The 17,391-nt window shown below is 53.0% G+C and carries 17 protein-coding genes and 1 tRNA gene; 15 read left to right on the top strand and 3 right to left on the bottom strand.

Translation table 11 applies throughout. From position 1 onward, the window contains the following. The first annotated feature begins 203 nt into the window (after window positions 1–203). A tRNA-Lys gene (locus ABCO64_RS01780) sits at window positions 204–277 on the top strand. A 161-nt stretch (window positions 278–438) separates the two neighbouring features. Here ABCO64_RS01780 and ABCO64_RS01775 read toward each other — a convergent pair. Further along, window positions 439–1,320 (bottom strand): ABC transporter ATP-binding protein, encoded by an 882-nt coding sequence (locus tag ABCO64_RS01775; RefSeq protein WP_253457910.1) that lies wholly within the window; start codon window positions 1,318–1,320, stop codon window positions 439–441. 217 nt (window positions 1,321–1,537) lie between these two features. On the opposite strand from ABCO64_RS01775, the gene ABCO64_RS01770 reads away from it, so the two are divergent. The 5 genes from ABCO64_RS01770 to ABCO64_RS01750 all read left to right on the top strand — a co-directional run bounded on the left by ABCO64_RS01770 (window position 1,538) and on the right by ABCO64_RS01750 (window position 6,182). Beyond that, on the top strand, window positions 1,538–3,349 hold the full coding sequence (locus tag ABCO64_RS01770) for an ABC transporter permease family protein (protein WP_253457908.1): 1,812 nt from the start codon (window positions 1,538–1,540) through the stop codon (window positions 3,347–3,349). After that, complete coding sequence (locus ABCO64_RS01765; RefSeq protein WP_253457904.1) at window positions 3,346–4,431, top strand: ABC transporter permease; 1,086 nt, start codon at window positions 3,346–3,348, stop codon at window positions 4,429–4,431. Before ABCO64_RS01770 ends, ABCO64_RS01765 begins: the two co-directional genes overlap by 4 nt. 33 nt (window positions 4,432–4,464) lie before the next feature. Next, on the top strand, window positions 4,465–5,124 hold the full coding sequence (locus ABCO64_RS01760; RefSeq protein ID WP_253457901.1) for a hypothetical protein: 660 nt from the start codon (window positions 4,465–4,467) through the stop codon (window positions 5,122–5,124). 138 nt (window positions 5,125–5,262) lie between these two features. Then, complete coding sequence (locus tag ABCO64_RS01755; protein WP_253457898.1) at window positions 5,263–5,478, top strand: hypothetical protein; 216 nt, start codon at window positions 5,263–5,265, stop codon at window positions 5,476–5,478. Window positions 5,479–5,537: 59 nt separating this feature from the next. Beyond that, on the top strand, window positions 5,538–6,182 hold the full coding sequence (locus tag ABCO64_RS01750; RefSeq protein WP_253457896.1) for a HepT-like ribonuclease domain-containing protein: 645 nt from the start codon (window positions 5,538–5,540) through the stop codon (window positions 6,180–6,182). A gap of 11 nt (window positions 6,183–6,193) precedes the next feature. Here ABCO64_RS01750 and ABCO64_RS01745 read toward each other — a convergent pair whose 3' ends face one another. Next, window positions 6,194–6,949, bottom strand: a complete 756-nt coding sequence (locus tag ABCO64_RS01745) for a M48 family metallopeptidase (protein ID WP_253457893.1) — start codon at window positions 6,947–6,949, stop codon at window positions 6,194–6,196. 115 nt (window positions 6,950–7,064) lie between these two features. Here ABCO64_RS01745 and ABCO64_RS01740 point away from each other — a divergent pair, with 115 nt between their 5' ends. The 9 genes from ABCO64_RS01740 (at window position 7,065) to ABCO64_RS01700 (ending at window position 16,521) form a co-directional block, all read left to right on the top strand. After that, the gene (locus tag ABCO64_RS01740; RefSeq protein ID WP_253457890.1) at window positions 7,065–7,436 is read left to right on the top strand and encodes a Mov34/MPN/PAD-1 family protein; all 372 of its coding nucleotides are present in this window, start codon (window positions 7,065–7,067) and stop codon (window positions 7,434–7,436) included. Continuing rightward, window positions 7,433–7,873, top strand: a complete 441-nt coding sequence (locus ABCO64_RS01735; protein ID WP_253457887.1) for an FAD synthase family protein — start codon at window positions 7,433–7,435, stop codon at window positions 7,871–7,873. The genes ABCO64_RS01740 and ABCO64_RS01735 overlap by 4 nt, the downstream gene beginning before the upstream one ends. Before the next feature lie 62 nt (window positions 7,874–7,935). Further along, entirely contained in the window at window positions 7,936–8,580 is a 645-nt protein-coding gene (locus ABCO64_RS01730; RefSeq protein ID WP_253457884.1) for a DUF2284 domain-containing protein, read from the top strand. Between the two features lie 402 nt (window positions 8,581–8,982). Next, complete coding sequence (locus ABCO64_RS01725; protein ID WP_253457881.1) at window positions 8,983–10,020, top strand: DUF2117 domain-containing protein; 1,038 nt, start codon at window positions 8,983–8,985, stop codon at window positions 10,018–10,020. Beyond that, a complete protein-coding gene (locus ABCO64_RS01720; protein ID WP_253457878.1) occupies window positions 10,020–11,168 on the top strand; it encodes a hypothetical protein in 1,149 nt (382 codons plus the stop codon). The genes ABCO64_RS01725 and ABCO64_RS01720 overlap by 1 nt, the downstream gene beginning before the upstream one ends. Before the next feature lie 70 nt (window positions 11,169–11,238). Then, complete coding sequence (locus tag ABCO64_RS01715) at window positions 11,239–12,906, top strand: ATP-dependent DNA ligase (protein WP_253457875.1); 1,668 nt, start codon at window positions 11,239–11,241, stop codon at window positions 12,904–12,906. A 34-nt stretch (window positions 12,907–12,940) separates the two neighbouring features. Next, the gene (locus ABCO64_RS01710) at window positions 12,941–14,200 is read left to right on the top strand and encodes a hypothetical protein (RefSeq protein WP_253457872.1); all 1,260 of its coding nucleotides are present in this window, start codon (window positions 12,941–12,943) and stop codon (window positions 14,198–14,200) included. 57 nt (window positions 14,201–14,257) lie between these two features. Further along, window positions 14,258–15,232 carry a sensor histidine kinase gene (locus ABCO64_RS01705; RefSeq protein ID WP_253457869.1) on the top strand — a complete coding sequence of 325 codons (975 nt, stop codon included), beginning with the start codon at window positions 14,258–14,260 and terminating at the stop codon, window positions 15,230–15,232. After that, window positions 15,232–16,521 (top strand): PAS domain S-box protein, encoded by a 1,290-nt coding sequence (locus ABCO64_RS01700; RefSeq protein WP_253457866.1) that lies wholly within the window; start codon window positions 15,232–15,234, stop codon window positions 16,519–16,521. Before ABCO64_RS01705 ends, ABCO64_RS01700 begins: the two co-directional genes overlap by 1 nt. A 25-nt stretch (window positions 16,522–16,546) precedes the next feature. Here ABCO64_RS01700 and ABCO64_RS01695 read toward each other — a convergent pair whose 3' ends face one another. Next, the gene (locus ABCO64_RS01695) at window positions 16,547–17,335 is read right to left on the bottom strand and encodes an MBL fold metallo-hydrolase (protein ID WP_253457863.1); all 789 of its coding nucleotides are present in this window, start codon (window positions 17,333–17,335) and stop codon (window positions 16,547–16,549) included. Window positions 17,336–17,391 lie beyond the last annotated feature (56 nt).

Raw genomic sequence — 17,391 nt, 5'->3', positions numbered from 1 at the left:
CATGGAGGGTGCATGGAAGTACAATGGAAATACACGGTGCAAGTACAAGGAAGCACAAGGAAGCACATGGAGGTACATGTCTGCTGCGTGTCTGCCTTCGGCTGTGAGCAGGATGGGTATCTGATCGGGGATCTCCGGTGGTATTCAGAAGAAATAAATAGTCCTGAATACAACGTATTTGGGTCAAAACCGATTGATATATTGGGCCTGTAGCTTAGTTCGGAATAGCGACGGACTCTTAATCCGTAGGTCAGGGGTTCAAATCCCTTCAGGCCCGTTCTCTTTGTATTGCTTCTTCTCAAATTCTTCCGGGTATTCTCTTCCCGTCTCTACCCCTGCTCTCGAAACCCCTGGCAACCCATTATCATCATCCGACAACCCATTGTCCCCATCCGGCAACACAACCGCCATCATCCAGCAACCCGCTGCTCTATCCCTCTACACTGCCATCAGCATCTCTTCGAGGGTGGGGTACCGCGACTCGATCCGCTCGACATTGCCCCCGGCAGCAGCAATCCTGGCGGTGATCCGGTTCAGTTCGTCAATATCCTTTGCAGTTGAGAGATAGGCATCATCAAATTGTGAGAAGGGAACAGATGCCCCGATGAGATCGGGATCCTCTATCTGGAAATGGATATAGTAGGTGAGGGATCCAAACTTCTCCCTGAGTTCATCCATCGTGCCAAAAGCGACCTTTTCACCGGCCGAGAGGATCATGACGGTATCTGAGATCTCCTCAACCTGGAAGAGATTGTGTGCGGAGAGGATGATCATCCTCCCCTCATTTCTGATCCGGGTGAGATAGCCGGTAATGAACCGGGATGTCATCGGGTCAAGGCCCGAGGTTGCCTCATCATAGACCAGGATTGCCGGATCATGCAGGAGTGACCTGGCAATAGCCACTTTTCTCCGCATCCCTTTGGAGAGCTCCCCCAGCTTCTTCCCTTCATCACTCAGGTTCAGGGAATCAAGGAGCTCCTCGGCACGCCGCTTTGCTGCTTTCTTCTCCATGCCGTAAATATCCCCGAAGAATCCAAGGTATGAGGGAATCGTCATGGTATCATAGAGCCGTGACTCTTCCGGGAGATATCCAAGCCTCTCTTTGAGCTTCATTGGTTCGAGCCCGACATCAATTCCGTCAATAACAAGGGTGCCTGACGTCGGGGTGAGAAGACCAGCCATCATCTTCAATAGCGTCGTCTTCCCGGCCCCGTTATGCCCGATGATACCGAATATTCCGCTCTCTTCGATATCAAAGTCGATTCCGTTCAGTGCAACGAATGAATCGAACTCCTTTCGTATATTCCGGGCATGAATCATATAATCACAGAATCAATCCTGAGATGTCATAAAGGTAGGTATTCCAGCCATCAGTGACGCAGCATGCAGGTACGACCAGGAAGATGCTCAAAAAAGAGTAACATACTCTCTTAGCCTGGCAAAATGACCGGGAAAATCAGATAACAGCAACTATCCTGCCAGTGTAGCTGCCGCTGTGAAGAGACTTTTATAGATGAAATGTCCTACATACGCGTGTATGAGGCAGGGATATCTGCGTCAGGTCTCAGTCATCGCAAGGTGGGAGCTCCTGCGCACCCTCACCACAATGGGACGAGGCGTCCTGCCGGCTGCGATTGTCCTCTTCATTCTCCTGGTTGCTGCTTCCGGATTTGCAGCAGGCAGTGGTGTCCATCTCCAGGACGGGATCTATCGTGTCGGCACAGACAATACCCTGGCCGGCCAGATTATAGCTGAAGATACACGCTTTACCGTCTATACCGGTACATCGGCTCAGATATCCCAGTCCCGCCTCTTTTATGACGTCGTCATCCTTGGCAACAATGTCTATTATAGCGACAATGAGAAAGGCCGGGCAGCACTGACGGCACTTGAACGGGTCTATGAGCGTTATACCGCTTTGATCAGTGCGGAAGAGCCTGATCTCTATGCAGCATACCCGCTCTGGATCGATCGCCGGTATGAGCAATCCGAACTTGATTTCACAGCAACCGAGAGGGGCGAGCGGATCTCCCCGGTGCCCCAGCGGGACGCCCCGACTCCCCGGGGTCCTGTCCAGGAGGTTGCCACCCCTGAACCCTCGGTTCCCCATGAGCCCGAGGTGCTGCGTGAAGAAATAACCAGGTCCGCCCGTCAGGATGACACCGTTGCCAGGTATACAAGCGTCATCGGGCAGGAATCAGAGCTCGGCACCTTCAGGACACCCGCCCAGCTCGCTCCACCCCTGCCGTATGACTCAATCATTTTAATATTCGTCTTCATCTTCCCGCTCTACTTCACCTCGCAGTTCTACATGATGAGCATCATGAACGAGCGGATTGAGAGGCGGGGGGAGATTCTCTTATCTGCTCCATACCACCCCTCTGCAATCATCATCGGAAAAGCAGTTCCCTATTTCTTCCTGATGATCGCAATCTCGCTTGTGATCATTTTGATCACCGCTCTCCCCCTTGTTGTCATCCTTCCGCTGATCCCGGTGATCCTCTTCTTCCTTGCAGCAGCCCTTGCAATCGGCATGCTCGCACGCAGCTTCAAGGAACTCTCGTTCCTCTCGATCTTCTTCTCGACACTGGCAACATCGTACCTCTTCTTCCCAAGCATCTTTGCAAATGTCCATGTCGTCTCCCTCATCTCACCTCTCACGCTGGTCGTCCTCCAGATACAGGGGGATGCGTTTGGGCTCACAGACTATCTCTACTCCACATCGCTCTTCTTCCTCACCGCCGGCATCCTTCTCTACATGGGGGCGAAGAACTATACTGAAGAACGCCTCTTCTCGCTCCACCAGCTGATACCGCGGACTCTTGAATTTATCTCAGCCTGTATATCCAAACGGTATCCTGTTGTATCCCTTGGATTGCTCGGTGCGCTTGCCATCCCGTTTGTCTTCATGGCACAGATGATGGCTCTCGTCCTCTTCTTCAATCTCCCAATGCCCCTCTCACTCCTCCTCATGATCGGGTATGCCGCGGCAACCGAGGAGGTGGCAAAATCAATTGGCATATTCACGCTTGCAAAGATACTGCCAGGCGGCCTTTCCTGGCGGCTTGTCTTCCTTGGATCTGCTGCCACCGCGCTTGGTTTTGTCGCCGGAGAGAAACTCCTCCTCTTTGCAACCATTGCCCAGGTGACTGAATCCGTCTTTGGGAGTATTCTCTTCCTCTCGCTTGACCTGCTCTGGATGCCGTTCCTCCTCCATGCAGTTTGTGTCGCCGTTATTGCCATTGCTCTCAAGGCGGGGGGATTCCGCTGGTACATCCCCGGAATCTTTCTTGCAACCATCATCCATGTACTCTATAATCTCGCAGTCCTCGGGGTGATCGGGCTATGAAACAGCGACATGTTGCCGTCGTTGCAAAGAAGGAGCTTGCCGGTATTTACCGTGAGAAGACGATCGTCTTTGCAATACTGCTCCAGCTCTTCATTGCGCTCTTCTCCTCGTTCCTTATGGTCGGGCTCACAACCATGTATGACCCCGATGCCCTCGCCGGGGTGCGCGGGTTCCAGTACGGGGTCGGCTATGTCGGTTTGGAAGAAGGCGATCTCTATTCAATCATCGATGATCGCAGGGATCTGGCGGTATACCAGATGGATCTCAATACTGCGATTGCTGCATTGAAAGAACGGCAGTTATCTGCTGTACTCTGGGTATCTGCGTCGCCTCCGGATGGCGAAGGCCCGGTTCTGCTCACGCTCTATACCCTCCAGAACGATATGCAGGCAGCAATTGTCGAAGTGAAGATGAAGGAGGTATTTCTTGAATATGAAGCCATGCTCAGAGAGATCCGATCCGACCGCCTCACGATGGAGCCGATCCGACTGACCTTCCCGGAAGGGGCAGGCACATCAAACTACTTTGAATTTGTCTTTGGTCTCCTTATCCCGCTGCTCATCTTCATGCCTGCGATCATCTCAGCAGCCCTCGTCATCGATCTCATATGCGAGGAGTACCAGTCGGGAACACTCGAAACCCTGCTTTCGACAACAGTCACCTATACAGAGATGCTCTGGGGAAAAATCATGACCTGTATCCTGATTGTCCCCATCCAGTCTGCTGCATGGCTTGCTCTGCTAGCAGCAAACGGCATTGTTGTCGATGCTCCGTTTGCGATGCTCCTCCATGTGATAGCCGGATCATTTGTACTCATCCTGATCGGTGCATTCTGCGCACTCCACTACCGCGAGAGGACAAGCGCCCAGTTCATCTTCTCAACTGCAGTGGTTGTGGTCATCATCACCGCGATGTCGGTTCCCTATAATCCCCTGAATATCCTTGTCCGGCTTGGTGTCGGTACCATGGGCTCAATCCACTGGCTGGTTCTTGCCGGGATGATTGCACTGGGAGCTCTCCTTGTACTGTTTTTGAACAGGTATGCAGATCAGATCAGCCGCCTTCCGCTCACAACCAGATAGTTATATATACGTCCTTGAATACAGCAGACAGAAATGAGCCTGATAGTACAGGTTGATTCGAGATGTGCACTATGCGGGGTGTTGAGCAGCCAGCCTGTTCTTCTTCAGGCTGATGCCCGGGGGTCGCCGGATCTCGATCTCCGCCCGCCTGAGTCCCTGCGATCAACCCTGGAGGCATGGATCCAGCACTGCCCGTCCTGCGGGTACTGTGCGGATGATATATCGTCCCTGCATGAGGGGGCAGACGGAATCATAGAGAGCAGCGCATATCGCGGGACACTCAGAGATACCACACTTCCGCTTCTGGCGCGGCGTTTTCTCTGCTGGTCCATAATACAGAACCAGCGGGGATCGCCTGCAAAAGCCGGGTGGGCTGCCCTGCATGCCGCCTGGGCATGTGATGATATTGGCTATGCCGCTGCCGCATCGGAATGCCGCCAGAAGGCACTGGCATCATTTCGGGCGGCACAATCACAAGGGAGCCGGTTTGCTCATGGAAAAGGTGTGGAAGAGACCATCCTCGCTGATATTCTCAGGAGATCAGGCCGCCTGGATGAGGCGGAGGCTCTCTGCTGCCAGGCACCTGACCCAACACCCGGGATTCTGCTTGAACAGTATCTTGCAACCATCCGGGATCTGAACTCCCACTCTATGGATGAAGCACGGTTGGAAAAGGAGGGTTTCCACAGGTAACATATGCTGTCTCCTGGTATGACCCCGGCCAAAGGATTCAGAAGTCCGAAAGCTCTGCTGAAAAACCGCTTTCGCCTGGATTCCTGACCAAAATTATTATCTGGCGCCACTCCATGTAATGGAATACGAAAGCGAGCCATGTATCTCTGGTCCACATCAGATATTGTCATCTATCTCTTCCTGACTACTGCAATAGCCCTGCTCATCTTTTTCAGTATCGTGACCGTCCGGATGATCATCACACTCTCACAACAAAGAGAGAGACGCCGAAAGGCCGAACTCAATGGACGAGGCGGGTCCCTTGCATCCCTGACCAGGGCGCGGTTCTGGCAGGACATGGGAAAGAATAAGTGATCCTTATTATCTCTGCTCTCTAAAACCGTATAGTATGCGAAGGAAGGTGCTGCTGTAGGATGCGCTCCAGAAAAGAGGTTGTATCTATCCTGAAAAGCAAAAAAGCCGAGATGGCCGATTCTTTTGGGGTGACACAGCTTGGTGTCTTCACACCACCGTTTCCCGGAACAGAGAACCTGCACGTGATCGCCGCATTCGCAGATGATCGCGATCTCCTGGATATGGCAGGATTATCTGTTTTTATACGGGAAAAAACCGGTCATACGGCCTCTGTAATCTCCCTGAAAGCGCTCCGTGATGAGATGACGCCCTGTATCATGCAGGCAGAGCCGGTTGGGCAGGTGCAGGTGCTCGCCTTCCTGCAGGAGATTCTCCGCTCCATTGCTGATATCGAACTCTTCTGCCGCGGGATCATTTATGAGGTCTTCCTCTCTGATACCAAAACCCGGCATGCCGTCTACTCCCTTCTCCAGACAATTGGTCTGGAGAGTCTCAGTATCCCTGATGAGTACAAGGCAGCACACCCTTCTGTTCCCTGGGATCTGCTCTCGGCTTTGCCTGGTCTGGTCTCTCCCTGTTACGGGACAGACAACCGGCTTATCTGGAATATGGTGCAGAGACGGCTGCCCGGAATCAAAAAGGATATTGAGGCGTTACCCGGCATGAAAAGTGCAGGAGAAGGGCGAAAGAGGCGATTCTTCTAGCAGGGATCTGCTTAGAAATAATACTGCATCCCGTTCTTCTGCAGGTCGGCATGCAGCTGCGCATACCCGGGCATGACTGTTCCGACAAGTTCCCAGAACCGCTTCTGGTGGTTCTTCTCGATGAGGTGGCAGGTCTCGTGTGTGATCACATACCTCAGGTACTCCGGGGGTGCCTGGACTATCCGGAGGTTGATGATGATCCCGTTTTTGGGTGTGCATGAACCAAACCGCCGTTTCTGGTACCCAAACCGGATACGTGGCCTGTCAACCCCGATTACAGCTGCGGCACACGCTGCCATATCTTCGGCAACAGGCCGGACTGCCTCTCTGTATGCATCCATCACGAGGCCCCGGATCGTTTCATCTGCCTCAACAGGCACGGTATGCGGCGGCAACCGGATCTGGAGCTGGTCTTTCCATATCCTGGCTGAGACTGCCGTCTCTCCTTTGAGCTGCCGGACCGTGAGTGTCCTGCCGAGATAGGAAATCGTCTCCCCGTCTGCATACCTTCTCTGCGGCCTCTTCTGCAGATCGATCTCCTTTCTCCTCAGGGCATCGGCAATCCAGTTTTCTGCTGACCTGATCAGTGCAATAGCCGCATCTTCCCGCAGGTGTTTTTGGGATCTGATCTCAACAGAGAGATCATCATTTATCGTGATTGCCACCCGCTTTCTCCGGGGATTGACAACATTCTCATAGGGGATCTCTCTGCCGTCTATCGTTACGATCCCCAAAGCCTGCTGGCTGGATCTTCTCTTCTGCAACAAGGAGGAGTACTTGTTCTGCCTCTCTATTCAGGATTTTGAAAAGGGTTTTTTCATATTGGAACATGCATTACAGCTTCAAAGCATTGATAGCCTTTTAAAAGAGATATATACAGAGATGAAGATCCGTGCCATAAGCCGGGATACGCTCCATACACTGCTTGAAATGGCAAAGAGCCAGCACCCCCTCGAATTTGTCGCACTTCTCGAATCCGAGGACGGGGTCTTATCCGGGATAAACCTCCTTCCCGGCACCCGTCTTGATGAGCGAAGCGCATCTGTTCTGACAGATATGATTCCGCTTGGCATGTCATTCTCGGGCAGCGCTCACAGCCATCCAAATGGTGTCATCCGACCATCTGAAGCGGATATCGGGTTCTTCCCGCGGTTTGGCAACTGCCACCTGATCATCGGCTACCCCTATGGAGCCGATGACTGGCAGGCATATTCGGCCAATGGCACAGAACGCAGTCTCGAGGTGATTTCATGAAACGGGTTGTTGCAACCGGGACTTTTGATATCGTCCACCCGGGCCATCTCCATTACCTGAATGCCTCAAAGGCGCTTGGAGATGAGCTCTGGGTGATTGTTGCGCGTGACCAGAATGTTCTTCCCTATAAGCCCCGGCCAATCGTCCCCGAAGATCAGCGCCTTGAGATGGTTCGTGGATTAAAGCCGGTCGATCATGCTGTCCTTGGGGACCAGAGAGACCGGTTCTCCCCGATACGGGAGATTCGGCCGGATATCATCACCATCGGGTTCAACCAGCGTTTTACGACCGAAGCTCTTGAAGCCGACCTGAAAGCAGCAGGACTTGAGATCCCTGTTGTCAGGATCGATCAGTATGCCGGATGCGAACTCTGCTCTTCCCGGCACATCATCGATTCCGCTCTTGAGAAACGGGGATACCCCTCAGGTGTCGAGTAAGCGCCCTGCTCCATCCCAATCTTTATCATCTCAACAGAACAGTGCACCATGATGTGGTGCAGGTGACAACACAGACCCTGAAATCCGAGATCGCCTCTCTCTTTGCTATTGCAGAGAAACGGGGCGGTATAGCAGCAGAACTACCTGTGGAGGAGATTGTTGTTGCAGACTGGGTCCGGATGAAGTGCAGGTTTGGATGCAAAGGATACGGAAAGCATCTGAGCTGTCCTCCCTATACCCCGGGCCCGGAAGAGACGCGGCGTGTCCTGATGGGATACCGGCATGCCATGCTTGTCAGGTTCGATGGTGATCCGGCACACCCGGTGATTCAGCCTGAGGATATCCCAGCTGATTTCCATGGATTTTACCGGGAGATGATCCTCTGGATCTGGGATACAATGTGGGAGCTTGAGAAGACTGCCTTTTATGATGGGTTTTACAAGGTATTCGGCTTTGGTGCATACCCCTGCATCTTCTGTGACGTTTGTGTTGTCGAGGAGTGTATGGGGGTTGCGGATGAGAGTCTCAGGCGGAAGTGCCTTCACCCTGACCGTCTCCGCCCGAGCATGGAAGCAGTCGGGATGGATGTTATTGCAACCGCACGAAAGGTTGGATGGGAGATTACGCCAATACCCTGCGAGGGAATGGAATACGGAAAGATCATGCATGGAAATATCCGGTCTGTCGGCCTCCTCCTCATTGACTGAGCCGGGATGATGTATCCTCCCCGATTCCGTAATGCCGGCTGAAGATTATCCGGAACCGGTTTGGGTTAACTGATTGATAAAAATCCTCAAAACCCCGCCCTTACTTTGAGAGAGCGAATAAAAAAAGCAGTCACTGCGAACGTGTATTCAATAACGGATGCGCCATATGATCCATTGTCCGGGAGCGTATCGGGTGTTGTGGGATCTCCCCCTGCTGAAAACAGGGGGTGTAATCCCTGGTGCTAAGGTGTGGGACGTGCCAGAGATTGACGCGCCCGGTCTGGATGGTGTGTCCTGATGGGACAGTATTGTGTATGTTTCTCTCCGATTTAATACTTTTTATTATATTGGTAATACTCATACGAGAGGCTATCTACGCAGACAACCAATACCCCTGATCAGATGTTGACACGTCCCCTGATCTGCATCTTTCATGGCCCACTGGTCTTTGATGAAGGCGATGCAGCATGGATTGCGCGTCTGCTTGCCCCGGATTCTCTTGTGGTGGCAGGTGTGATGGGGAGGACCGCAGCGCGGGAGAGCGGGCTTCCGGTCAGCTTTGCCGATCTGCCGCCATCTGGTGTCATCAATGGAATTGATGGTGACTGTATCCTTGTCAACAGGGGGAAGACTCCGGCATCCGGGCGACGGTTTGGGGAGATCGTCGCATCCAGGATACGACAGGATCGCGGGCTGATCCATCTCGAGTGCTCGGATTGCACCTGCTATGCCTGGAATGGCGGCAACACGCAACGTGCTGACGAGATCGCAGCAACCCTCGGGTACCGGATGGTGGCTCTGCAGTCGGAAGACGGCGATGACCCTGATCTCCGGCAGATCTCCGGGTGTCTGCCCGGGGAGCCGGTTATGGTAGAGGGGATCACAATCGGGCATGCCACCTCTGATCATGTCATCCTCTCCCGGGAGGCGGGCAGGCTTGTCCCGGTCTCCGGCCTCTGCCCAAAGGAATCCGGTCTTTTGAGGCTGCATGCAAGAGGCTGCCCCCCGCTTGATCGGGCATGGTGCAAAACCGGTCCGATCAGATCGATCAGGCCGGAAGAATCACACCGCACCGCCCCACCCTGCGGCAGAATCAGCATAATCGATCACGGGGCCCTCACCATCTACCGGCAGATCACCCCGGATACCTGTGGCATCCTGACCATAGGCGATGACACAACGCTTGCCTGCGGCCATATCGGGGCGGTTGCCGGTGTTCCTGTCTTTGGCATCACGGATGGCGATGCTGACGGTATCGTGCCTGAAGCCTATGCACCGGGTTCGGTCATCGTCCATGTACTCTCTGGTACAGATGACGAGCTTGGCCCGGAGATCGCAGCCAGCATCCCAAACCATCGGGATCTCTGCTGGGATATGGTTGTTGCCAGGCTTCTGGAGGAGTTCTCTGACCGGATCTGCATCCTGAGGGATCTCAGGTGATGCAATGTGCCGGATGCAAGGGCAAAGGTCTCTGCGGCCTGCCGAAATGCCCCGTTCTCCAGCGTTTCTATGCGCAGACCAGTGAAAAGCCTGTATCTGACTATATGGGACCCGCACCCTCGGTCCTCATCGGGAGCGGCGGGTACCCCAGGGTTGTTGGCGGCCCGCTCCTGCTCCGGGAGACTGACCTGCCAACAGACTGGATCTCCGATCGCCTTTCAATAGATGATATTGTCAGAATCCGGTCGCGGTCAATCAGGGGCTCTCAGGATGTCCGGCTGGTCCTGGAGAAGGTTCAGGAGGTGGCCCTCTCAGGCAGGCCCCTTGATGTCGAGGCACGGTTTGCCAGACCTATCAGCTTTGATCTCTCATTTGACGGCACGGTCGCCCCGGTTGGCCTTGCCGGGCAGTTGAAGAAGATTGATATTCTTGATAACGCCGTTGTCGAACCGGCAGTTGATCGGTATACCTCTGATACCGATCTGCTGGCAGCAGATGCCGTCACAGCGCTCCACAGGGATAACGTGGATGTATACAGGATTGCAAACCTCCTCACAGCCGGGCTGCTTGGGTCAAAACGGAGATTTGTCCCGACACGGTGGTCGATCACTGCAGTTGACGATATGATCTCCCGTGATCTCAGGCGGCGTGTCGAACGGCTGAGCCCCCTCTCAGATATCTTGGTCTTTTCAGCAACACTATATGGGAACACGATTGTTGTGCTGCTCATCCCTTCAACTGACTTTTTCTTTGAGATGATCGAGCGATGGCAGAAACATTCTCTCTGGGGCAAAACGTCTGATGTGGTGGTCTCAGATGGGGAGAAGAGGAAAAAAAAGGGGTATTCTCCCCTGGCGGGGGCATACTACTCCGCCAGGCTTGCTGTTCTTGAATACCTTGAGTCACGCGGAAGGACGGCACGGGCACTTGTGATACGCGATATCTCAGGCGATTACTGGGCGCCGCTTGGTACCTGGGTGATCCGGGAGGCGACCCGCGCTGCCATGCAGTCTGATCCCATCTGCTGCCCGGATCGCAGCAGCGCAGAAGCACAGGTCACAGAGCTTCTCGGCTCGCCGTTCTGGTATGCACACGCTGATCTGCTCAGGGAGATACGGTTCCAGAAGACATTTGCTGACTTTGCCTGAATATTTTTGTTTTTCAAAAGAAGCAGATCAATACCTTCATTTCAGCCTGGGGAGAGGTACACACGAGTGTATGCGCTTTTCAGAATTTGCAGATATATGTGATCGGATCGGGAAGCTCAGCGGCAGACTTGAGATGATCGATTCTATTGCAGAGATCCTTCCTGGCCTTGATGAAGCGAATCTTCCAATATTTGTCCGATATATCAGGGGATTGATCTTTGCTGACTGGAGCCCGGCACACCTTGGCATTGGTCCGCATCTCCTCTATGATGCTGCGGCCTATGTTGCCGGGAAAAAACGGGGTGATGTAATCGATCTTGTAAACAGGATAGGCGATGCCGGCCAGGCAGTTGAGATTATCCTGGCTGAAAAGACGCAGACCACCTTCTTTACCGAGGAACTGCTCCTCTGTGACGTTCATGCCACTTTTGAGAAGATGGCAGATACCGGCGGGGAGAAGTCACAGAGAGAGAAGATGAGGCATGTCCGCTATCTCCTCTCAAATGCCTCCCCGCTTGAAGGCCGGTATCTCACCCGCCTGATGCTCGAAGAACTCCGGATCGGTGTCGGTGAGGGGAATGTCCGTGACTCTATTGCAAAGGCATTCTCTCTTGAGCCGGATCTGATCACCCGTGCCCACCAGGTTAAAAACGACCTCGGTGAAGTTGCACGCCTCGCAGGTTTTGATCCAGCAGCTCTTCGGACAGCCGGAATCGAGCTCTTCAGGCCTGTCAGGATGATGCTGGCACAGGCTGGATCCATTGAGGAGATGACCACTGACTCCCGCGAGGTCTGTGCCGAATACAAGTATGACGGATCCAGGTTTCAGCTCCATGCATCAGGTGATCGGATCGTCATCTACTCCCGGAGGCTTGAGAATATCACAGATTCCCTCCCAGATATTGCAGAACAGCTTCGATCCCGTATCACCGGGGATCTCATTCTTGATGGGGAGGTTGTCGCAGTCGAAAACGGAAGGCCCATGCCGTTTCAGACCGTGCTCAGGCGTATCCGGAGAAAACATGGTGTTGCCGATCATGCATCCAGGATACAGATGATCCCCTGTGTCTTTGATATCCTCTACCGGGATGGCGAGAGCCTCATTGACCTGCCTCTCACTGAGCGGAGAAAACACCTTGAAGAAGCTCTTCGCGGGTGTATCGCAGAGCAGATCAGATCCAGTGACCCGGATCGTCTCGAAGAATTCTACCAGAAGGCCCTGGACTCGGGCCATGAAGGGATCATGCTGAAAGCACCGGATTCACCCTATATACCGGGGAACAGGGGGAAACACTGGATCAAATGCAAACCCGAGGTCGAGACGATGGATCTTGCGGTCATTGGCGGTGAATGGGGTGAAGGAAGACGGGCGCACCATTTTGGCTCCTTTCTCCTTGCCTGCCAGGATGACCAGGGACTGCTGCTCCCGGTGTCAAGGGTGGCAACCGGTATCAGTGACGAGATGCTGGCTGAGCTGTATACACTCTTTTCTGACCGCGTGATCAGCACAACCGGCAAGGACGTCCTCTTTGAACCGGGGATAATCTTTGAAGTCGGATACTCAGAGATCCAGAAGAGCCCGAATTATGAGTCCGGCTTTGCCCTGAGATTCCCCCGCTTCATCCGTCTTCGGGATGACAAGCGTATGGACGAGATTGAAACAGTCGCCTCAATTGAGATGCGGTATACCAAAGCTGCCGGAAGCGGTGACAGGCGGGGTGGGGAGGCGAAACAGTAATTTTCTTATAGTCCTATAACAGTCATCACTGATTATGGATGATCTGGCGGTTCCTGATGATCCCGGGCAGGAACAACTTGAAGATATACAAAGCAGGTTCTTCACGTATATTTCCAATAATAGTGAGGCAATAGACAAATCTCTCACGCTCTTCTTTGACCAGGTCGAATCAACAATCAAAAGTTCCCTCCCCCATATCCCTGTGCCGGATTATACTCACTTCCTGGATGAGATCGCCTGCCATATCTTTCGGACGAGCTCCCATAGAGACGAACCAGCATATAATGAACTTCTCGGGAGTGTCCTGAAAGAGAAGAAGCCGGGTGCTGGCGGAAGAGGTGCGCTTGACCTGGTTTCGGGGATTCATCGGATCACGAGAGGAAACTATGCAAATGCCACTGAACTGCTGAGAAAATACCAGTATTATGATCCCCGGATCGGCTTTGCCCTTGCCTGGTGCTACCTGAAGATGGATGAGACACTCCCTGCTGCCCACCCGGATCTGCCTGAGTATAGCACGGATGCAGGCAGGAGTAAACTGGTTGAATCCAAAGTCAGAACCAATGGTTTTCCGGATACACGCCCCTCCGAAATGGTGCTCCATGCACGTGAGCAGCTGATGGAACTTGCACGCAAACAGCCCGCCCTGGTAGATCACCAGGTCCTGAATGTGGATGAAGAGGCAACACTTGATGCCATATTCTGGAGAATCTATGCACAGGCAAGAGAATGGTTTCCGTATGAACGCTGGTTTGTTGATATTGGTCTTGCAAAAGCAGAGCATGACGATGATGGTGAGAAGTTTGATCTCCTCCTGAAAGAGGGAACAGAACAGTTTCCTGATGATATCAGTTTCTTACGGATTGCTTTTTCTGATGCCCTTTTGAAGGAATCGTTTGAATCAGCGGCAAAAATTCTTCAGACGATGGTCCGGGTCATGCCTGACGGTGTTGAGCCGGTCTACTATGGCCTGAAGCTGGCGCTTGTGACCAGGAATAAACAGATCTTTTACCGGTTTCGAAAACTTGCTATCATACGGGGGTTTCCTGCATACCTCCTTCTCCTGCTCGAGTATGCGTTTCTGGTGCTCCAGAGGAATGATTCAGCAGCACGGGAGAAGCGCGACTTCTTCGCCATGCAGTACCCGGGGCTAACCTACATCGTCAGGCTGCTTGCCTACCTTGAAGAGGATGCCTTCTCTGGTGATCCCGCACGGGAGAAGAGGAGTAGAGAAGCACTTATTCCGATAATCGATAGTTTTGCAATGAATGTACTGAAGATTCGAGAGGATTGATCCCAGATGATGAGGGAAGAGTTGTTTATTCAATCATTTCAGAAAGCACCTGACAGTATGCTGATACTGGAGAAGAAGAGTGGAGCTGTTGTCGCCATCAACAGGTCCCTGGCAAAGACTTTTGGAACGCCCGAGGGGCTTGATCTCTCCCTTGCTCTAGCATCAGTCATTCGTACAGGCTCAGATCAGGCTGCTGCACGAGGTGTCCTTGAGCAGAAGATCAGGAATGCTGTTATGGAGGAGAGAGAGAGCTTCATTCAGAGTATTGCTGATACAACAGGCACTGCCAGTGAATACCTGATCCGTCCACGACTGATGAACCTGAGCGGACGGGAATACTACCTGCTCTCTCTCTCAAAGGTTGCGGGAACAGCAGAAACCGAACTCCTGATCGAGGAAGCGCTCGCCGAGAAAGAAGTGCTGCTCCGCGAGGTGCACCACCGTGTCAAGAATAATCTCCAGGTGATCTCAAGCCTGATCAATCTTCAGGCACAGTTTGTCGATGATCCATTGGTCATCGGGTACCTGACAGACAGCCAGAACCGTGTCCGGGCACTTGGGTATGTATATGAGCACCTCTACCGGACAAAGGAACTCGGGCTGATAGACTTTTCAGAATACACAACAAGGATTACCCAGAGTCTCCTGCGGGAATACAGCGAAACAGCAAAGAATGTATCAGTGGAGTACGATGTCCAGAATGCAAAACTCAATCCTGATACGTCAGTCCCGCTTGGACTTCTCCTGAATGAGCTGGTTTCAAATGCCCTCCGGCATGCGTTTCCTGATGAGAGGGAGGGCACCATCAAAATCTCCATGCATCCTGACGGGAAAGGGAGGTTCATCCTGGTGGTAGCAGATGATGGTGTCGGAATTCCTTCGTCTGTTGATATCGGGAAGACCAGGTCTCTTGGACTGCTGCTCGTCTCATCACTCGTCTCGCAACTGGACGGGGCAGTTGATCTGAAACGAACCAATGGGACGACCTTTACGATTCTATTCAAACCCCTGCAGTACAGGGAGCGGAGCTGATGGATATGGGGCAACACCGGGTCTATATTGTCGAAGATGAAGCAATCATTGCAATCGATATAAAAAGTCGTCTCATGGCTATGGGCTATGATGTCGTCGGCACCTCTGTCTCTGGCGAAGATGCAGTCGAGCAGGTCAGAAAACAGGAGCCTGATATTGTACTGATGGATATTGTTCTGAAAGGTGAGATGGATGGTATCACTGCTGCCGGGATTATCAGGGACGAGATGGCGATACCGGTTGTATACCTGACCGCCTTTGCAGAAGAACAGACCATCAACCGGGCAAAGGTGACTGAACCTTATGGGTATATCTTAAAACCCTTTACTGAACGTGATCTCCAGATCGCAATTGAGATTGGCCTCTATAAAGCCTCTGCTGAGAAGAAGCTGAGGGAGAGTGAACGGTGGATCTCGACGATGATCCAGAGCATGGGAGAGGGTATTATCGCAACAGATACGGAAGGCCTCATCAAATTCATGAATCCGGCTGCCGAATCCCTGCTTGGACACAGGCAGGAGGATGTTATCAAAACACCATCAGGCGTAATATTTGTGCTGGAACCTGAAGCGGAGAAGAGCGTGCGGGTTGATCCGGTTCTGCAGGCACTCTCTCTGAAGAGAACAATCCAATCAGATCAACGCATGATCCTCCAGGCTTCAAAGGGATCAGATCAATACGTGGAGTATACGGCAGCACCGATCCTTGATGCAGATGAAAACCTGATGGGAGCTGTCCTCATCTTCCGCGACATCACCGCCCGCGTGAAGATAGATGAAGAACTCAGGCGGCACCGTGAAGAGCTTGAGGATCTCGTTTTCGAGCGGACAAAAGAGCTGCAAAAGGCAAACGCACGGCTCGAACAGATGCTCCATTACATCGATATGGCAGAGAAGCGATGGGTAGAGGAGATGCTTCTCTCTGAAGTCTCAGGCTCATCCGGCCTCCCCTCCCATGCATCTGAGGGCATTGTCAGCATTGATGCCGATGCACATATCGTGCTCGTAAACTATATCGGTGAAGAACTCTTTGGGTGGAAACAGGAAGAGGCTGCAGAACAGCCGGTATCCTCGGTTCTTGTACTTGAGAATGCTGCTGGCGAGGCGATCGGGTTTCCCTATGACCAGGTGTTAAAGGACGGCTCCACCGCCACACTGGAACATGACTGTTTCCTTCTCCTGCGTTCTCAAGAGAAGGTACCGGTTGTGGTGAGGGCTGAGCCGATCCGCGATCAGACCGGCGCAATTATCGGTGCTTCAGTCACACTCCGGAAGAAGGCGCCCGGTTAGCCGGTACACACCCCTCTTCTTCTTTTCAGACCCTGATCGTCTTCTGGAGGCATGAACAGCCGATATCCGGCGATGCCACCCGGAGGTTGATGTAGCTCATATCAAGCCCGAGTGCGTCCTGCGATTCGGCAAATGCACGTGTGGGCGTATTGTTAATCTCGCTTAGGTGGGAGAGGATGATGGTTGATACTGATCCTTTGAGGCTTCTGATGCATTCGGCAGCCAGTGTATTTGAGAGATGCCCGGATTTTCCCCGTATCCGCCGTTTCAGGTAGTCAGGGTATGGACCTGTTTTCAGCATATCCGGGCAGTGGTTTGATTCGAGCACAATCCCATCTGCTGCTTCGAGATAGTGCATCATCTGCGGGGTGACGATACCGGTATCTGTCATGATAGCGAGGATCGTCTCACCTGAACGGATCGAGTACCCGCATGGCTCGGCCGCATCATGGGAGACTGCAAAGGGTGTAACCTCGAACTCTCCTGCAGTGAAGGGCGTGTTATACCGGCACGCCCTGGCTTCAGCCGGCTTTTTTATCGACTGCCGTGTGCTGCGAAAGGCCGTCAGGGTGCCTCCTGTTCCGGTGAGTGGCAGGTTCAGCGACCGGGCAAGTGCCTCGGCGCCACGGACATGGTCGGTATGCTCATGGGTGAGGAGAATCGCATCCACACTCTCATGGTCAAGGCCTGCACAGGCAAGCCTTGCGAGGATCTCTTTTTTGGAGAGGCCCGCATCGATGAGGAGGGCGCTTCCACCGCTGTTGACATAGATGCAGTTGCCGCTGCTCCCGCTTGCAAGCACTGTGCATTCCATCTGGATATGGTATTGGATGCTCAGGCGTATAACTGGTTTTGTCTGTCAATCTGTTG

It is taken from the genome of Methanocalculus natronophilus, from assembly GCF_038751955.1.
Classification (GTDB): Archaea; Halobacteriota; Methanomicrobia; order Methanomicrobiales; family Methanocorpusculaceae; genus Methanocalculus; species Methanocalculus natronophilus.
The sequence above is the reverse complement of the archived record's forward strand: the minus strand, read 5'-3'. Positions and strand labels throughout refer to the sequence as shown.